Consider the following 16,227-nt stretch of genomic DNA (forward strand, 5'->3'; position numbering starts at 1 on the left):
CATGCGAGTCCACTTCACCGTCAACGGCCGCGCGCAGACGGCCGACGACGTCTGGGAGGGCGAGTCCCTGCTGTACGTACTGCGCGAGCGGCTGGGGCTCCCCGGCTCCAAGAACGCCTGTGAACAGGGCGAATGCGGGTCCTGTACGGTCCGGCTCGACGGTGTTCCGGTGTGCGCCTGCCTGGTCGCCGCCGGCCAGGCCGAGGGCCGCAGGGTCGACACGGTCGAGGGCCTCGCCCGGTACGCCGAGCGGCGCGGGCGTACGGGGACAAAGGCCGCCGCACCCGGGCCCGGCCCGGCGGACGGCACCTCGCTCGACGAGGCACGCCGGTGGCGGGCCCGGCCCGACGAGGAGGAGCCGGGAGCGGGCGGCCAGGGCGGGTCCGCCGTATCCGGCCCCGCCGCGCTGTCCCCCGTCCAGCAGGCGTTTCTCGACGCCGGCGCCGTCCAGTGCGGCTTCTGCACGCCCGGACTGCTCGTCGCCGCCGACGATCTGCTGGAGCGTCACCCCTCGCCGACGGACGAGGACATCCGCGAGGCGCTCTCCGGCAACCTCTGCCGCTGTACGGGATACGAGAAGATCCTCGACGCGGTCCGCCTCGCCGCCGCCCGCCAGGACAGCCCGACGGCCGGCCGGACGGGCAGCCTGACGGACGGTCACCAGAGCGGCTCCGGGGCCGGCCGGCCGGACGGCCTGCCGGGCCACGACCGCCACGGTAGCCCCGAGGCCGGCCGGCCGGACGGTGGGCCGGGCCACGACCTCAACGACCGCGACGAGGAGGGACCGCGATGACCCGGCCGTCCACCCGTACCGCCCCCACCGGAACCCCCACCGGCCTCACCCAGGACCACCACCGGGGCGGCGTCGGCGAGTCCACCCTGCGCCCCGACGGCACCCTGAAGGTCACCGGCGAATTCGCCTACTCCTCCGACATGTGGCACGAGGACATGGTGTGGGGCCACACCCTGCGCTCCACCGTCGCCCACGCCGAGATCGTCTCCCTCGACATCGCCGAAGCCGTCGCGACCCCCGGCGTCCACGCCGTCCTGACCTACGACGACCTGCCGACCGAGGTGAAGCACTACGGTCTGGAGATCCGCGACACCCCGGTTCTCGCCCACGGCAAGGTGCGCCACCACGGCGAGCCGGTCGCCCTCGTCGCCGCCGACCACCCCGAGACCGCGCGCCGGGCCGCCGCCCGGATCCGGGTCGAGTACCGCGAACTGCCGCTGGTCACCGACGAGGCCTCGGCCACCGCGCCGGGCGCCCCGCTGGTCCACGAGCACCGCACGGACCACTACGCCGACCGTGTTCCGCACCCCAACATCCTCCACCGCCAGCCCGTCGTCCGTGGCGACGTGGCGGCCGCGCGGGCCCGGGCCGATGTGATCGTCGAGGGCGAGTACACCTTCGGCATGCAGGACCAGGCCTTCCTCGGCCCCGAGTCCGGCCTCGCGGTGCCCGCCGAGGACGGCGGCGTCGACCTCTACGTCGCCACCCAGTGGCTGCACGCCGACCTCGCCCAGATGGCCCCGGTCCTCGGCCTGCCCGAGGACAAGGTCCGGATGACCCTCGCCGGGGTCGGCGGCGCCTTCGGCGGCCGCGAGGACATCTCCATGCAGATCCACGCCTGTCTGCTCGCGCTGCGCACCGGCAAGCCCGTCAAGATGGTCTACGACCGCTTCGAGTCCTTCTTCGGCCATGTCCACCGCCACCCGGCGAAGCTGCGCTACGAGCACGGCGCCACCAAGGACGGCCGGCTCACCCATCTGACCTGCCGCATCGTTCTGGACGGCGGCGCCTACGCGTCGTCCTCCCCGGCGGTCGTCGGCAACGCCGCCTCGCTGGGCGCCGGCCCGTACGTCGTCGACGCCGTCGACATCGAGGCCCTCGCCCTCTACACCAACAACCCGCCCTGCGGCGCGATGCGCGGCTTCGGCGCGGTCCAGGCGTGCTTCGCGTACGAGGCGCAGATGGACAAGCTCGCCGCCCGGCTCGGCATGGACCCCGTCGAGTTCCGCCGGATCAACGCCATGGAACAGGGCTCCGTCATGCCCACCGGCCAGCGCGTCGACTCCCCGGCGCCGGTCGCCGAACTGCTGCGCCGGGTCAAGGCCCGCCCGCTGCCGCCCGAGCGCCAGTGGGAGACCACCGAGGGCGCCGACGTACGCCAGCTGCCCGGCGGCCTGTCCAACACCACCCACGGCGAGGGCGTGGTGCGCGGTGTCGGCTACGCCGTCGGCATCAAGAACGTCGGCTTCTCCGAGGGCTTCGACGACTACTCCACCGCCCGGGTCCGGCTCGAAGCCGTCGCCGGCGAGGCCGTCGCCGTCGTCCACACCGCCATGGCCGAGGTCGGACAGGGCGGTGTCACCGTCCAGGCCCAGATCGCCCGTACCGAACTCGGCGTCACCCAGGTGACCCTCCATCCGGCCGACACCCGGGTCGGGTCCGCCGGTTCGACCTCCGCCTCGCGGCAGACGTATGTGACCGGCGGCGCGGTGAAGAACACCTGCGAGGCCGTCCGGGAACGGGTCTTCGCGCTCGGCCGGAGCCGGTTCGGCGCCCTGCACCCGGCGTGGGCGACGGCAAAGCTGCGGCTGGAGGGCGGCAAGGTCGTCACGGACGGCGGCGAGGTCCTGGCCGGGCTCGCCGAGGTCCTCGGCGACGAAGCGATCGACCTGGAGCTGGAGTACCGGCACCGCCCGACCCAGCCGCTGGACCGCCGTACCGGGCAGGGCAATGGCCATGTCCAGTACTCCTTCGCCGCGCACCGCGCGGTCGTCGAGGTCGACACCGAGCTGGGCCTGGTCAAGGTCGTCGAACTGGCCTGCGCGCAGGACGTCGGCAAGGCGGTCAACCCGCTGTCCGTCGTCGGCCAGATCCAGGGCGGCACCACCCAGGGCCTGGGCGTGGCGGTCATGGAGGAGATCGTGATCGATCCGGCGACCGCGAAGGTGCGCAACCCGTCCTTCACGGACTACCTCATCCCCACCATCCTCGACACCCCCGCGATCCCGGTCGACCTGCTCGAACTCGCCGACCCTCACGCGCCGTACGGTCTGCGGGGCGCGGGCGAGGCACCGACCCTGTCGTCCACCCCGGCCGTCCTCGCGGCGATCCGGGACGCGACCGGGCTGGAACTGACGAAGGCTCCGGTCCGGCCGGAGCATCTGACGGGCACGGCGTAGGGCGGGCCGGGGACGGCCGGGACGGGGGCCGGGAGGGGGCGGTACGGTGCGGGGCGCGCGTCGGTACGACGAGGAGCGCTGGTCGTACGTCCCGGGGGCGCGTCCCGGCCGGGCCACAGTCCGGGCCGCGCCCGATGGGCCGTACCGCGACCCATCGGGCGCGTCCCGCACCCCGCCTCCCGCACTTCCCGGACGATTTCGGAGATCCTTGCGGGTGCCCCCGAACCCTGGGAGACAGCCCATGACCCACCCGTCAGTGGAGCCGGGGACCCCGGCGGAGGGCGCGGGCAGCGGCCCGCGCGATCCCGCCGACCGGTCCTGGCTCGACCGCTACTTCCACATCTCGGAGCGAGGTTCCTCCGTCGGGACCGAGCTCCGCGGCGGCGTCACCACCTTCATGGCGATGGCGTACATCCTCCTGCTCAACCCTCTGATCCTGTCCGGCAAGGACATCGACGGGCATGTCCTCGGCCAGCCCGCGCTGATCACCGCCACCGCCCTGTGCGCCGCCGCCACCACCCTCCTGATGGGGCTGTGGGGCAAGGTGCCGCTGGCGCTGGCCGCCGGGCTCAGCGTCTCCGGTGTGATGGCCTCGCAGGTCGTCCCCGTCATGACCTGGCCGCAGGCCATGGGCATGGCGGTGGCGTACGGCGCCGTGATCTGCCTCCTGGTCGTCACCGGCCTGCGCGAGATGATCATGAACGCGATCCCGCTCGGCCTGAAGCACGCCATCACCATCGGCATCGGCCTGTTCATCACGATCATCGGCTTCGTGAAGGCCGGCTTCGTACACAAGAACCCGGCCGCCGGCGGCGGACCCGTCACCCTCGGCCCGGCCGGTCAGCTCGAAGGCTGGCCGGTGCTCATCTTCTCGATCACCCTGCTGCTGATCTTCGTACTTCAGGCCCGCGAGATCCCCGGCGCCATCCTCATCGGCATCATCGCGGGCACCGGCCTCGCCGTCCTGCTCAACGCCGTCGCCCCCATCCCGGCCACGGCGTGGTTCGCCGGCCCGCCCGTCCTGCACGGCGGCGCCGTCTCCATGCCCGACTTCTCCCTGCTCGGGAACGTGACCTTCCGGGGCTGGGGCGACGTCGGCTACCTCACCATCACGATGATCGTCTTCACCCTGGTGCTCGCGGGCTTCTTCGATGCCATGGCGACCATCCTCGGTGTCGGCACCGAGGCCAAACTGGCCGACGCCGAGGGCCGGATGCCCGGCCTGTCGAAGGCCCTGTTCATCGATGGCGCGGGCGGCGTCATCGGCGGTGTGGGCAGCGCCTCCGGCCAGACGGTGTTCGTCGAGTCCGCCACCGGTGTCGGCGAGGGCGCCCGGACCGGTCTCGCCGCCACGGTCACCGGCGCGCTGTTCGCCCTGTGTCTGTTCTTCACCCCGCTCACCGCGATCGTGCCGCAGGAGGTCGCCGCGGCGGCCCTGGTCGTCATCGGCTCGATGATGATGCAGAACGCCAAACACGTGGACTGGCACGACCGTTCCGTCGCGATCCCGGTGTTCCTCACGGTGGTCCTGATGCCCTTCACGTACACCATCACCGCGGGCGTCGCCGCGGGCATCATCTCCTCCACCGTCATCCGGACCGTGCAGGGCCGGGCGCGGGAGGTCGGCGTCCTGATGTGGGCGCTGACCGTCGTGTTCGTGGTCTACTTCGCGATCCATCCGATCGAGAGCTGGCTGGGCGTCGGCTGACGGCCGTACGGACCCGGCGCGGCCCCGGTCGGGATCCGTACGGGGCCCCGCGCCCCCACCCGTCCCGAGGAGTGACGAGATGCTGGACATCGCCGAGGAACTGCACCGGTGGGTCGAACGGGGGCGCGACGCCGCCGTCGCCACCGTGGTGGCCGTCGGCGGCAGCGCGCCCCGGCAGCCCGGTGCCGCGCTCGCCGTGGACCGCGAGGGCACAGCGGTCGGGTCGGTGTCCGGCGGCTGTGTGGAGGGTGCCGTCTACGAGCTGTGCCGGCAGGCGATCGAGGACGGTCGCAGCGTCGTCGAGCGCTTCGGCTACAGCGACGAGGACGCCTTCGCCGTCGGCCTCACCTGCGGCGGCGTCATCGACATCCTCGTCACCCCGCTCCGCGGCCCGGTCCTGGCCGACGCGGTCGAGGCCGCCGCCGCGGGGCGGGCCGCGGCGCTCGCCCGGGTCGTGGCCGGGCCGGACGAACTACTGGGCCGGGCCCTGCTGGTACGCCCCGACGGGACGTACGAGGGCGGCTTCGGTGGCCACCCCGACCTTGACCGCACCGTCGCGGGGGAGGCCCGCGCGATGCTGGACGCGGGCCGTACCGGCACCGTGGAGATCGGCGCGGACGGCAGCCGCTGCGGAGAGCCGGTCACCGTCCTCGTGGAGTCCTCGGTGCCCGCCCCGCGCATGATCGTTTTCGGGGCCGTCGACTTCGCCGCCGCGCTCGTGAGGGTCGGCGCTTTCCTCGGCTACCACGTCACCGTTTGCGACGCCCGCCCCGTCTTCGCGACCAGGGCCCGGTTCCCCGACGCCGACGAGATCGTCGTCGACTGGCCGCACCGCTATCTGGAGTCCACCGCGGTCGACGCCCGCACGGTGCTGTGTGTCCTCACCCACGACGCCAAGTTCGACGTCCCGCTGCTCAAGGCCGCGCTCCGGCTGCCGGTCGCCTACATCGGCGCGATGGGCTCCCGCCGTACGCACGAGGACCGCGCGCGACAGCTGCGCGAGGCGGGGGTCGGGAAGGCCGAACTCGCCCGGCTGCGCTCGCCGATAGGGCTCGACCTCGGTGCCCGTACGCCCGAGGAGACCGCGCTGTCCATCGCGGCCGAGATCGTCGCGACCCGGCGCGGGGGGAGCGGTGCGGCGCTCACCGGCGCGGACATCCCGATCCATCACGACGGCCGGGAGTCCGCCGGGACCGCTTGAGCCCCCGGTAGGGGATCGGTGGACGGTGGTTCGGTGGGCGGGGCGCCCGCGTCAGAGTGCGAGCGTACGGAAGCCGGCGCAGGCGGCGGACTCGTCGGCGTACCGCCCTACCGGGTGGTACGCGCCGCGCTCGTACACCCCGGTCTCCCACCCCGAACCGTCCGGTGCCGACCGGAGATAGACGAAGTCCGGCGGCGTGGGCGCCGGTTCGTGGACGCCCTCGATCCAGTAGTGCCCGCCGGGCACCCCGGCCTCCCGGAGTGCCCGCGCGAGTTCCCGCCGTCCGCTCACGCCGTGACGCGGGCCAAGTAGCCGTTGTCCAGCAGCCACTTGACGTTGAGGCGCTGCCCCTCGCCCGGGTTCAGGAAGACCGGGTCCAGCTTGATCTGACGGCCGCCGCCCGGCTGCTCGAACCAGGGTGCGATGGAGCCCTCCCAGACGACGAAGCTCCGGGTCACCTTGTACACGTGGTAGTCACAAGGGAAGGCGGCCTCACGGGTGTTGAGGCTCTGCGGGGGCAGTGCCCGCTTGGCGTAGGAGTCGCCGGCCGGGGCGAGATAGCCGCCGTACTCCGAGCCGAAGCGGTCGAGCCGCTCGCCCTCGGCGAGCTGCTCCGGGGCCTTGTCGACCTTGCCGTTGACCTCGCCGAAGCCGTCGTTCGGCGGGTACTTCCAGCCGCCGGTGTCGGCCGGGCCCTCCCAGTACTTCTTCAGGAAGTCCGCGGACGAGAGCCGCCCGGTGCGGTGGTAGCCGCGCAGCAGCGGGCCCACCGGCTTCTGCCACTGCTTGGGCAGGTGCTGCGGGCCGAGGCGCGCGTCGCCCTGGAACTCGCCCGTGCACTGCTCGGGCGCCGCCGCCGCGGCGGGCCGGGGGGCGGACAGGGCTGCCGCCGGGGCGGCCTCGGCGGTCGCCGGGATCGCGGTGGTGAGGGTGGCGGTGACGCCGAGCCCGGCGAGGACGGTGCGGATCCTCGCGGCCGTACGGGTGCGCTCCACGCGGAGGTCTCCTTGTGACGGGGGGTGGGGAGGTGCGCGGCACACGGTAGTGGATCGCTCGCGGTGGGTGACTGGTTTTCGGTGTGAATCAGCCGGAAGCGGTGAGGGAATTGCGGGAATGCGACGGGTGGTGGGGGCGGGCGGTTCGAGGCGGTGAGGGTGAGGACCGGCCGGGGTGCGGTGCCCGGGGGTGGAACAGGCTGCACCCCGCCCGGCTCAGCCCTTGCGGAGCCCGCCCAGCAGCAGTTCGGACAGCTGCTCGTACGCCGCCGCGTCGGCGAGTCCGGTGGCGGCGGCCACCTGTCGCCGCTGGATGCGGACCATGACGGAGGCGATGACGTCGGCGGCGAAGGCGACGTGCACCTCGCGGAACTCCCCGGCCGCCACGCCCTCCTCGATGAGCTGCTGGACCCGGCCCGCGGCGGCCCGGGTGTTGCGCTCGTACACCTCGGCGGCCGGCTCGAAGGAGGCCACGTCGTCGAAGAACCGCGGGGAGAGTGGCGCGAGTTCGGCGGAGACCGCGCGCAGATAGGCGGCGAGGCGCCCGGCGGGATCGGGGGCGGCGGCGACGGCCGCCTCGACCCGCACGGTGGCGCGCCGGAAGAAATGCACCACGGCGGCGCGGACCAGCTGTTCCTTGCTGCCCGCGAGGCCGTAGAGGGTGCGCTTGGAGCAGTGCAGCCGGGCGGCGAGGTCGTCCAGGGTGAACCGGGTGAAGCCCTCGTCCACCAGGAGTGCCACCAGTTCCTCGAACAGTTCGGTGCGCCGGGCGGCACCGCGTCCCGTGAGGCGGGGGGTGGCGGCGGGGGTCTCGATCACCTGACCAGTATGCCGGTCCCACCGGGCCGGGGTTGCGGGAAGATCCTTCTACGCTACTCTGAGCGGTACTGCCGTACCCTTTCCAGTACCGTTTCGCAGCTCGCCCCTTGCGCCGTGATGGAGTCCCCATGGACGTCGACCGCCTGCTCCCCACCCCCGAGGCCGCGGACCTCCTCGCTCTCGTGCGGGAGATCGCCGACAACGAACTGGCCCCGCGCGTCGACGCGCACGAGGCCGCGGAGACGTACCCCGAGGGCCTCTTCGCGACTCTCGGCCGGGCCGGGCTGCTCGGCCTGCCGTACCCCGAGGAGCACGGCGGCGGCGGTCAGGCCTACGAGGTCTACCTCCAGGTCCTGGAGGAGCTCGCGGCGCGTTGGGCCGCGGTCGCCGTCGCCACCAGCGTCCACACCCTCGCCTGCCACCCGCTGCACGCCTTCGGCACCGCCGAGCAGAAGGAGCGCTGGCTCCCCGGGATGCTCGAAGGCCGGCGGATCGGCGGCTACAGCCTCTCCGAGCCGCAGGCCGGGTCCGACGCCGCCTCGCTGAGCTGCAAGGCGGAGGCGACCGAGGACGGCGGCGCGTACCGGATCACCGGCACCAAGGCCTGGATCACCCACGGTGGCAAGGCCGGCTTCTACGCGCTCTTCGCCCGCACCGGCCCCGGCGTCTCCTGCTTCCTCGCCCCCGGCACCGCCGAGGGCCTCAGCTTCGGCAAGCCCGAACGCAAGATGGGCCTCCAGGCCGTGCCCACCACCTCCGCCTACTGGGACGGCGCCCTGATCGACGCCGACCGGCGCATCGGCGCCGAGGGGCAGGGCCTCCAGATCGCCTTCAGCGCCCTCGACTCCGGCCGGCTCGGCATCGCCGCCTGCGCCACCGGGCTCGCCCAGGCGGCCCTGAACGCCGCCGTCGCCTACGCCAACGAGCGCACCACCTTCGGCCGGAAGATCATCGACCACCAGGGGCTCGGCTTCCTCCTCGCCGACATGGCCGCCGCCGTCGACACGGCCCGCGCCACCTACCTCGACGCGGCCCGCCGCCGCGACCTCGGCCGCCCCTTCAGCCGCCAGGCCAGCGTGGCCAAGCTCGTCGCCACCGACGCCGCGATGAAGGTCACGACGGACGCGGTCCAGGTCCTCGGCGGCTACGGCTACACCCGCGACTTCCCGGTGGAGCGCTATATGCGGGAGGCGAAGATCATGCAGATCTTCGAGGGCACCAACCAGATCCAGCGCCTGGTCATCAGCCGCCAGCTGACCACGCCGGAGAAGTAGGGGCGCGACCACTGGAAACCGCCCTCGGCCGGACAGCCCCCAACTCCCGGGTGTCGCTCGCGAGGGCGGCGATGGAGCGGCCTTCCAGGTGTGAGCGCCCGGGCGGTCAGCGCCGTCGCGGCGCTGTTCGCGCCGACGGTGGGGGTGGCCGGACTGGTGTGCGCGGCCTCGGACGCGACCGGGCTGCTGATCCATCGCGCGCAGGAGCGGGGCACGACGGCCGGTACGACCGGCTGAGACGGAGACGGGTGGTGATGGTCCGTCGTGCGCGTCACCTGGCCTGCCTTCAATTCCGGTGCGCGGCTCACCGGGTGACCTACTTGCCACTCTCCCCGTCGGCCGGTGCGGCAGTCGGGGCGCGGACCTTGGCGCGGATCATGCGACCGCTCTTGCCGACCGCGCACAGCCGGCCGTCGGCGTCCACGTGAGGGGAACGAGACCCGGGTCTCAGAAGCCTTAAGCAGAAGGGGAGTTCAGAACTCGTTCAGGGCGCGCGGGCGGCGGGCGTCGCGGACGCGCGCGAGGACGGTGCCGAGGAAGACACCCCCTCCGGCGACGAGCCAGACGGGCGTTCCCCCGGCGCGGAACGCGTCGATGGCGGCGGCCAGGAACAGGGTGCCGCCGACGACGCCGACGACCGTGAGGAGAGCGGTGATGCGGTGAGCCACGCCGCCATCATCGACGAGAAGCCGTCCCAGGGGAAGGGATCTCAGTCAGCGTCCCGGACGCCCGGCGCCGGGAGCGCGTCCAGGACGACGCGTACCCAGCCCGGATCGGGGTTGGTGTGCGGCCGGCCGGCGACCACGACCGTCGGGACGGTCTCGCCCCCGCCGTTCGCCGCCCGCACCACCGCCGCGCCCTCGGGGTCCCGCCAGATGTCGACCCAGTACGCCCGGCGGGCGCGGCGGCCGAGCCGGAGCCGCAGTCGCAGGCAGAACGTGCAGCCGGGCCGCCAGTAGATCACCGGGCGCCCGTCGGCGGCGCTGCGCCGCTGTGCCTCCGCCGCGTCCAGACGGCGGGGGAAGAACAGCGGCGATTGCGTCCAGGCGAGCAGCAGGAACAGCACCGCTACGACGGGGGAGGGCACGCTCGAACCGCCCAGGAGCAGGGAAGCGCCGACGAGCAGGCCGCACAGCACGAGCAAGGCGGACATCAGCCAGGCACGGATCATGCCCGTATCGAAGCAGGAATCCGCCGCGCGGTCCGCCGAACGGAGAAGGCCACCGGGTCCGGCCCACCGGGTCCGGCCCGTCGGGAGGGGCCGGGCCGTGGGACGCGGTCTACAGCGCGATCCGTCCCGTCAGCCGCCATTCGAGACAGGTGGCCAGGCTGGGTGCCACCCATGTACGGCTGTCGGTCTCGTGGTCCCAGACGAAGACGTCCGGCCGGTCGATTCCGGAGAGGAGTGCGAACAGGTCCCCGTTCCCCGCGTCCCCGAAGAAGAGCAGCGGGTCGAACGGCATGTAGAGAGAGGCCAGTTCGGCGTCGTCGCGGAGGTGTCGGTTCTCGGTGCCGATGTGCTCGGCAGGCCAGACGAGCACATCTCCGTACTCGCCCTCGATGCCGTCGCTCGCGCGGAGGAGCGCGATGAGGTCGGAGGGCAGTGGATGGCCGAGGGCCGCCGCGCAGCGGCTCAGCGCGGCTTCCGGCGCGGGGGAGCTGAGGGTGGCAGTGCCGGGCAGGGCCCTGAGGGTTTCGGTCCACACAGGTGAGGAGGCCTTTCTCTGTCAGGTCGGGGCGGGTTGGGGCGGTCCGATCCGACTGGACCCGGGCCGCGAGCCGGTTCGCGCCCCTCGCGCGGCGACCGGGTCCGCACCGCACCGAGGTCGGCGGGCCGACCACCGGGCGAACAGTACGGCCCGGGCGGAGCCCGCCGCTCACTGCCCCGGTGCGGCTCTCGCCCGGGACCAGGAGATTCCGTCCCCCGCCGGGGAGTTGGCCTCGGGCGCCCGGTCGATAGGGTGGGGCGCGTCGACCGTTGCCCGGTCTTCGGACCCGTGACCGCGCCGCCCACGAGGCGAGGCGCGGCGGGCCATCCACTCGACCCGGCGGCCGGCACCCGGCGCCGGGGGTACGTACGAGGAGTTCCATGGACATCGCAGGTTCCGCCGCGCTCGTCACCGGTGCCGCTTCGGGGCTCGGAGCGGCCACCGCCGCCGCGCTCGCCGCGAAGGGGGCCACGGTCTACGGGCTGGACCTCGACAAGGCGGTCGCCGGGGCCGGGACGCCGGCCGACGGGATCACCCTGATCGCGGCGGACGTCACCGACGAGGAGCAGGTACGGGCCGCGCTCGCCCGGATCGAGGAGGACGGCGCCGAGCTGCGGCTCGCCGTCAACTGCGCCGGGATCGCGCCCTCCGCGCGGCTGCTCGGCCGCAAGGGCCCGCACGACCTGGAGCTGTTCCGCACGGTCCTCGACGTCAATCTGGTCGGGACGTTCAATGTGATGCGGCTCGCCGCCGAGGCCATCGCCGGGCACGAGCCGGACGCGCACGGGCAGCGCGGTCTCGTCGTCAACACCGCCTCCATCGCCGCGTTCGAGGGGCAGATCGGCCAGATCGCGTACGCCGCCTCCAAGGCGGCCGTCGCGGGCATGACCATCACCGCGGCCCGTGACCTCGCGCAGTACGGCATCCGGGTGGTCACCATCGCGCCCGGCATCGTCGACACCCCGATGATGGCCGGCTTCAGCGAGGAGATCCGGGCCGGCCTCGCGGCGGGCGTGACCTTCCCGCAGCGGCTCGCCCTTCCCGAGGAGTACGCCCGGCTGGTCACCATGATCACCGAGCACGACTACCTGAACGGCGAGACGATCCGGATGGACGGCGCCCTGCGCATGGCCGCCCGCTGACGCTTCCTTCGGTGGTGCCGACCAAGATCCATCCGTGGCACCTAGTGCCGTCGCGCGAGGGATCCGAGTGCTAGGTTCGGGACATGAGCAGCCATCCCGCCAAGCCCTCGATGCGTGACTCCCTCGTCGCGGCGGCCTTCCAGCTCTTCCTGGAGCGAGGCTACGAGCAGACGACGATCGACGACATCGTCCGCACGGCGGGGGTCGGCCGGAGGTCCTTCTTCCGCTACTTCCCGTCGAAGGAGGACGTGGTCTTCCCCGACCACGAACAGAGCCTCGCCGATATGACCGAGTTCCTCGCCGCGAGCGAGGACGGCGACGACCCGCTGGTGCGGGTCTGCGAGGCCACCCGGCTCGTCATGCGGATGTACGCGGAGAACCCCACCTTCTCCGTCCAGCGCTACCGCCTCACCCGCGAGGTCACCGGGCTGCGCACCTATGAACTCTCCGTCGTCTGGCGGTACGAGAAGACCCTCGGCGACTATCTGCGCACCCGCTTCGCCGACCGCCGTGACGGCACCCTGCGGGCCAATGTGCTCGCCGCCGCCGTGGTGGCCGCCCACAACCATGTGCTGCGGCACTGGCTGCGGTCGGGCGGGGTGGGCGACCCGCTGGCCGAGGTGGACCGGGCCCTGGAGTTCGTACGGGACACCTGGCACCCGGACGGCGTGCCCGGCGGGGCGGGGTCGGCGGCGGGCGAGCGCGAGCCGGACGACGTGGTCGTGGTGATCGCCAAGCGGTCCACGCCGATGTGGCGGGTGGTGCGCGAGGTCGAGGCGAGCCTCGGCGAGAGCTGAGCGGGACGCGCGGACCGGGCGGCCAAGGCGGCCGAGGGGGCCCAGGGTGTTCGAGGGCCCTGGTGCCCCGTGAGGCCCGAGAGACCCGGGCGGCTCCCCGAACGCTCCCGGGACTCCCTGGACTCGTGGGGATCTCAGTATCGTCACATGAGGGAACTCGGGTCTTTATTTTCTGGCACTCAGTGCCATATCTTTGCGCCGTGCACGGTTGAGCCGCCCAGTGCAAGGAGAAGCATCGTGTTCCCCACCGGATCCACGGGCCTGCCGAACGGGGCCGGCGCCGCCCTGGCCGCGGCCCCGGTCGACGAGTCCGAGCTCTACTTCCAGCGCTGCCGCTGGTGCCACACCATCGCCTTCCAGCGTCTGCTCTGCCCGACCTGCGGGTCCACCGAGCTGGCGCCCGAACTCAGCGCGGGGGAGGGTGTGATCTCGGTACGGCGCGGGGTCAGCGCCGCCCAGGCCGACCTCTGGCCGGTGCACATGGCCGAGGGCTTCGTGGTCCGCTGCCGCGTCGACGGCCCGCCGCACGCGGTCCGGCCCGGCGTCCGGGTCAGGCTCGCCCAGGACGCCGCCGTCCCGGGCCGCCGGCCGGTCGTCCGGCTCTGCGAAGAGGCCCCGGTCGACCACTGGTACTGAACACGACGAGAAGGGGGGGGGGGGGGGGGGGGGGGGGGGGGGGGGGGCGGGCCGGGGCGGCGGGGGGGGGGGGGGGGCGGGGCGGGCGGCGGGGGGGGGGGGGGGGGGGGGGGGGCGGGGGGGGGCCGCCGCGGCCCCCCCCCCCCCCCCCGCCCCCGCCCCCCCCCCCCCGCCGCCCGGGCCCCCCCCCCCCCCCCCCCCCCCCCCCCCCCCCCTTCTCCGTAGCGGGACGGGTCAGCGGGCGCCGATCTCGTCCGTCAGCTGCGGCAGTACGGCGAACAGGTCGCCGACCACGCCGTAGTCGACCAGGTCGAAGATCGGGGCCTCGGCGTCCTTGTTGACGGCCACGATCGTCTTCGACGTCTGCATGCCCGCCCGGTGCTGGATCGCGCCGGAGATGCCCGCCGCGATGTACAGCTGCGGCGAGACCTGCTTGCCGGTCTGGCCCACCTGGTTGGCGTGCGGGTACCAGCCCGCGTCCACCGCGGCGCGCGAGGCGCCGACCGCCGCGCCGAGCGAGTCGGCGAGCTTCTCGACGACCTCGAAGCCCTCCGCCGCGCCGACACCTCGGCCGCCGGAGACCACGATCGCGGACTCGGTCAGCTCGGGGCGGCCGGTGGAGACCCGCGGGGTGCGCGAGAGGACCGTGGCGGCGTTGCCGGTGAAGGCGACCGACACGTTCTCGACCGTGCCCGCGGCCGGAGCGGCCTCGGGGGCGGCCGAGTTGGGCTTGACGGTGACGACCGGCACGCCGTGCGAGACGGTCGACTTCACCTGGTACGAGGCGGCGAACACCGACTGGGTGGCGACCGGGCCGTTCTCGCCGGCCTCCAGCTCCACCGCGTCCGTGATCAGACCGGAGCCGAGGCGCAGCGCCACTCGCGCGGCGACCTCCTTGCCCTCGCCGGACGAGGTCACGAGAACGGCGGCGACGCCCTTGTCCTTCGCGATCTGGGCGAGCGCGTCGACCTTCGGCACGACGAGCTGCTCGGTGAACTCGGCGCCGTCCGCGACGTACACGGTCGCGGCGCCGTACTCGCCGGCGGTCGCCGCGATCGAGGCGGCGGCCTCGCCGGCGCCGAGGACGACGGCGGACGGCTCGCCGATCCGGCGGGCCAGCGTGAGCAGTTCGAGGGCCGGCTTGCGGACCGCACCGTCGGCGTGGTCCACGAGAACCAGGATCTCAGCCATGATTCCTTGCTCCTGAGGGGTGGTGACGGTGGGTCAGATGAACTTCTGGCCGGACAGGAACGCGGCGAGCTGCTTGCCGCCGTCGCCCTCGTCCGTGACGATCGTGCCCTTCGTGCGGGCGGGGCGCGCCGCGACCGAGCCGACGAGGGTCCACGAACCCGCGAGACCGACCTCGTCGGTGTCGATGCCGAGGTCGTCCAGGTCCAGCTCCTCGACCGGCTTCTTCTTGGCGGCCATGATGCCCTTGAAGGACGGGTAACGGGCCTCGCCCGACTGGTCGGTGACCGACACGACGGCCGGCAGCGGGGCCTGGAGCTGCTCGCTGGCGGCGTCGCCGTCGCGACGGCCCTTCACCAGGCCGTCCTCGACCGAGACCTCGGACAGCAGCGTCATCTGGGGCAGGTTCAGCCGCTCGGCGAGCAGCGCCGGAAGGACGCCCATCGCGCCGTCCGTCGAGGCCATGCCGCAGACGACCAGGTCGAAGCCGGTCTTCTCCAGGGTCTTGGCGAGGATCGCGGAGGTGCCCATCACGTCGGTGCCGTGGATGTCCTCGTCAGTGACGTGGACGGCCTTGTCGGCGCCCATGGACAGCGCCTTGCGCAGCGCGTCCTTGGCGTCGTCCGGGCCGACGGTGATGACGGTGACCTCGGCGTCGTCCGCCTCTTCCGAGATCCGCAGCGCCTGCTCGACCGCGTACTCGTCGAGTTCCGAAAGGAGGCCGTCGACGTCCTCGCGGTCGGTGGTCAGGTCGTCGGCGAAACCGCGGTCGCCGGAGGCGTCGGGAACGTACTTCACACAGACAGCGATCTTCAGGGTCACGGCCTGTCTCCTTTCAACGTACGGGTGGTGAGGGGGCGTTCGGCAGGTCCCGGCCCCATCGGGCCGGGACGCACCGGAAGGCCCCTACGGGAGGTTGCGGGCCATGACGATGCGCTGGACCTGGTTGGTGCCCTCGTAGATCTGGGTGATCTTGGCATCGCGCATCATGCGCTCGACGGGGTAGTCACGGGTGTAGCCGTAACCGCCCAGGAGCTGGACGGCGTCGGTGGTGACCTCCATCGCGACATCGGACGCGAAGCACTTCGCAGCCGCGCCGAAGAACGTGAGGTCGCCTTCCACTCGCTCGGACTTCGCGGCGGCGGCGTAGGTGAGCTGGCGCGCGGCTTCGAGCTTCATGGCCATGTCGGCGAGCATGAACTGCACGCCCTGGAAGTCGGCGATCGGCTTGCCGAACTGCTTGCGCTCCTTGACGTAGCCCTTGGCGTAGTCGAGCGCGCCCTGCGCGATGCCCAGGGCCTGCGCGGCGATGGTGATCCGGGTGTGGTCCAGGGTCTTCATCGCGGTGGCGAACCCGGTGCCCTCCGCGCCGATCATCCGGTCGGCCGGGATGCGCACGTTGTCGAAGTAGACCTCACGGGTCGGGGAGCCCTTGATGCCGAGCTTCTTCTCCGGCGCCCCGAACGACACGCCCTCGTCGTCCTTCTCCACGACGAAGGCGCTGATGCCCTTCGACCGCTTCTCCGGGTCGGTGACGGCCATCACCGTGTAGTAGTCCGACACCCC

General features: G+C 73.0%; 17 protein-coding genes and 1 pseudogene. 9 read left to right on the top strand and 9 right to left on the bottom strand.

What is annotated here, in order from left to right:
* Position 1: 1 nt before the first annotated feature.
* The 4 genes and pseudogenes from ACGFRB_RS14700 to ACGFRB_RS14715 form a co-directional block, all read left to right on the top strand.
* Positions 2 to 619 (top strand): annotated as a pseudogene (locus tag ACGFRB_RS14700) ((2Fe-2S)-binding protein); the annotation flags it as partial.
* Between the two features lie 170 nt (positions 620 to 789).
* Positions 790 to 3,192: a xanthine dehydrogenase family protein molybdopterin-binding subunit gene (locus ACGFRB_RS14705; RefSeq protein ID WP_393243081.1), complete on the top strand. Its 2,403-nt coding sequence runs from the start codon at positions 790 to 792 to the stop codon at positions 3,190 to 3,192.
* Positions 3,193 to 3,433: 241 nt separating this feature from the next.
* Positions 3,434 to 4,900: an NCS2 family permease gene (locus ACGFRB_RS14710; RefSeq protein ID WP_393243083.1), complete on the top strand. Its 1,467-nt coding sequence runs from the start codon at positions 3,434 to 3,436 to the stop codon at positions 4,898 to 4,900.
* Between the two features lie 79 nt (positions 4,901 to 4,979).
* Entirely contained in the window at positions 4,980 to 6,101 is a 1,122-nt protein-coding gene (locus ACGFRB_RS14715) for an XdhC family protein (protein WP_393243085.1), read from the top strand.
* Between the two features lie 51 nt (positions 6,102 to 6,152).
* Here ACGFRB_RS14715 and ACGFRB_RS14720 read toward each other — a convergent pair whose 3' ends face one another.
* From ACGFRB_RS14720 to ACGFRB_RS14730, 3 genes are all read right to left on the bottom strand, one after another.
* Positions 6,153 to 6,392 (bottom strand): hypothetical protein, encoded by a 240-nt coding sequence (locus ACGFRB_RS14720; protein WP_393243087.1) that lies wholly within the window; start codon positions 6,390 to 6,392, stop codon positions 6,153 to 6,155.
* The gene (locus tag ACGFRB_RS14725) at positions 6,389 to 7,096 is read right to left on the bottom strand and encodes a TNT domain-containing protein (RefSeq protein ID WP_393243089.1); all 708 of its coding nucleotides are present in this window, start codon (positions 7,094 to 7,096) and stop codon (positions 6,389 to 6,391) included. The genes ACGFRB_RS14720 and ACGFRB_RS14725 overlap by 4 nt, the downstream gene beginning before the upstream one ends.
* Before the next feature lie 216 nt (positions 7,097 to 7,312).
* Complete coding sequence (locus ACGFRB_RS14730) at positions 7,313 to 7,915, bottom strand: TetR/AcrR family transcriptional regulator (RefSeq protein ID WP_363007367.1); 603 nt, start codon at positions 7,913 to 7,915, stop codon at positions 7,313 to 7,315.
* A 128-nt stretch (positions 7,916 to 8,043) separates the two neighbouring features.
* Here ACGFRB_RS14730 and ACGFRB_RS14735 point away from each other — a divergent pair, with 128 nt between their 5' ends.
* Both ACGFRB_RS14735 and ACGFRB_RS14740 read left to right on the top strand, forming a co-directional pair.
* Positions 8,044 to 9,189 (top strand): acyl-CoA dehydrogenase family protein, encoded by a 1,146-nt coding sequence (locus tag ACGFRB_RS14735; RefSeq protein ID WP_393243091.1) that lies wholly within the window; start codon positions 8,044 to 8,046, stop codon positions 9,187 to 9,189.
* Positions 9,190 to 9,279: 90 nt separating this feature from the next.
* Positions 9,280 to 9,426 carry a hypothetical protein gene (locus ACGFRB_RS14740; RefSeq protein WP_393243093.1) on the top strand — a complete coding sequence of 49 codons (147 nt, stop codon included), beginning with the start codon at positions 9,280 to 9,282 and terminating at the stop codon, positions 9,424 to 9,426.
* Positions 9,427 to 9,662: 236 nt separating this feature from the next.
* Here ACGFRB_RS14740 and ACGFRB_RS14745 read toward each other — a convergent pair whose 3' ends face one another.
* The 3 genes from ACGFRB_RS14745 to ACGFRB_RS14755 all read right to left on the bottom strand — a co-directional run bounded on the left by ACGFRB_RS14745 (position 9,663) and on the right by ACGFRB_RS14755 (position 10,895).
* Positions 9,663 to 9,857, bottom strand: coding sequence for a hypothetical protein (locus ACGFRB_RS14745; protein WP_361235890.1), 195 nt, complete (start codon positions 9,855 to 9,857; stop codon positions 9,663 to 9,665).
* 41 nt (positions 9,858 to 9,898) lie between these two features.
* Positions 9,899 to 10,360 (bottom strand): glutaredoxin domain-containing protein, encoded by a 462-nt coding sequence (locus ACGFRB_RS14750; protein WP_393243095.1) that lies wholly within the window; start codon positions 10,358 to 10,360, stop codon positions 9,899 to 9,901.
* A gap of 109 nt (positions 10,361 to 10,469) precedes the next feature.
* Positions 10,470 to 10,895, bottom strand: coding sequence for an SMI1/KNR4 family protein (locus tag ACGFRB_RS14755; protein ID WP_393243097.1), 426 nt, complete (start codon positions 10,893 to 10,895; stop codon positions 10,470 to 10,472).
* A 383-nt stretch (positions 10,896 to 11,278) separates the two neighbouring features.
* Here ACGFRB_RS14755 and ACGFRB_RS14760 point away from each other — a divergent pair, with 383 nt between their 5' ends.
* From ACGFRB_RS14760 to ACGFRB_RS14770, 3 genes are all read left to right on the top strand, one after another.
* Complete coding sequence (locus ACGFRB_RS14760; protein ID WP_363007356.1) at positions 11,279 to 12,040, top strand: SDR family NAD(P)-dependent oxidoreductase; 762 nt, start codon at positions 11,279 to 11,281, stop codon at positions 12,038 to 12,040.
* A gap of 83 nt (positions 12,041 to 12,123) precedes the next feature.
* Positions 12,124 to 12,837, top strand: coding sequence for a TetR/AcrR family transcriptional regulator (locus ACGFRB_RS14765; protein ID WP_393243099.1), 714 nt, complete (start codon positions 12,124 to 12,126; stop codon positions 12,835 to 12,837).
* 237 nt (positions 12,838 to 13,074) lie between these two features.
* Entirely contained in the window at positions 13,075 to 13,473 is a 399-nt protein-coding gene (locus tag ACGFRB_RS14770) for a zinc ribbon domain-containing protein (RefSeq protein ID WP_363007352.1), read from the top strand.
* Positions 13,474 to 13,707: 234 nt separating this feature from the next.
* Here ACGFRB_RS14770 and ACGFRB_RS14775 read toward each other — a convergent pair whose 3' ends face one another.
* The 3 genes from ACGFRB_RS14775 to ACGFRB_RS14785 all read right to left on the bottom strand — a co-directional run.
* Positions 13,708 to 14,664 (bottom strand): electron transfer flavoprotein subunit alpha/FixB family protein, encoded by a 957-nt coding sequence (locus ACGFRB_RS14775; RefSeq protein ID WP_393243101.1) that lies wholly within the window; start codon positions 14,662 to 14,664, stop codon positions 13,708 to 13,710.
* Positions 14,665 to 14,697: 33 nt separating this feature from the next.
* Positions 14,698 to 15,483: an electron transfer flavoprotein subunit beta/FixA family protein gene (locus tag ACGFRB_RS14780; RefSeq protein WP_393243103.1), complete on the bottom strand. Its 786-nt coding sequence runs from the start codon at positions 15,481 to 15,483 to the stop codon at positions 14,698 to 14,700.
* A gap of 84 nt (positions 15,484 to 15,567) precedes the next feature.
* On the bottom strand, positions 15,568 to 16,227 hold a 660-nt coding region (locus ACGFRB_RS14785), incomplete at its 5' end, for an acyl-CoA dehydrogenase family protein (protein WP_393243105.1).

Origin of the sequence: Streptomyces sp. NPDC048718, assembly GCF_043198875.1 — a bacterium.
Lineage (GTDB): Bacteria > Actinomycetota > Actinomycetes > Streptomycetales > Streptomycetaceae > Streptomyces.

What these genes read in the sequence shown, in the direction of transcription:
- ACGFRB_RS14705 (WP_393243081.1), top strand. Translation starts at nt 790, where the DNA reads ATGACCCGGCCGTCCACCCGTACCGCCCCCACCGGAACCCCCACCGGC.
- ACGFRB_RS14760 (WP_363007356.1), top strand. Translation starts at nt 11,279, where the DNA reads ATGGACATCGCAGGTTCCGCCGCGCTCGTCACCGGTGCCGCTTCGGGG.
- ACGFRB_RS14775 (WP_393243101.1), bottom strand. Translation starts at nt 14,664, where the DNA reads ATGGCTGAGATCCTGGTTCTCGTGGACCACGCCGACGGTGCGGTCCGC.
- ACGFRB_RS14715 (WP_393243085.1), top strand. Translation starts at nt 4,980, where the DNA reads ATGCTGGACATCGCCGAGGAACTGCACCGGTGGGTCGAACGGGGGCGC.
- ACGFRB_RS14750 (WP_393243095.1), bottom strand. Translation starts at nt 10,360, where the DNA reads ATGATCCGTGCCTGGCTGATGTCCGCCTTGCTCGTGCTGTGCGGCCTG.
- ACGFRB_RS14765 (WP_393243099.1), top strand. Translation starts at nt 12,124, where the DNA reads ATGAGCAGCCATCCCGCCAAGCCCTCGATGCGTGACTCCCTCGTCGCG.
- ACGFRB_RS14710 (WP_393243083.1), top strand. Translation starts at nt 3,434, where the DNA reads ATGACCCACCCGTCAGTGGAGCCGGGGACCCCGGCGGAGGGCGCGGGC.
- ACGFRB_RS14735 (WP_393243091.1), top strand. Translation starts at nt 8,044, where the DNA reads ATGGACGTCGACCGCCTGCTCCCCACCCCCGAGGCCGCGGACCTCCTC.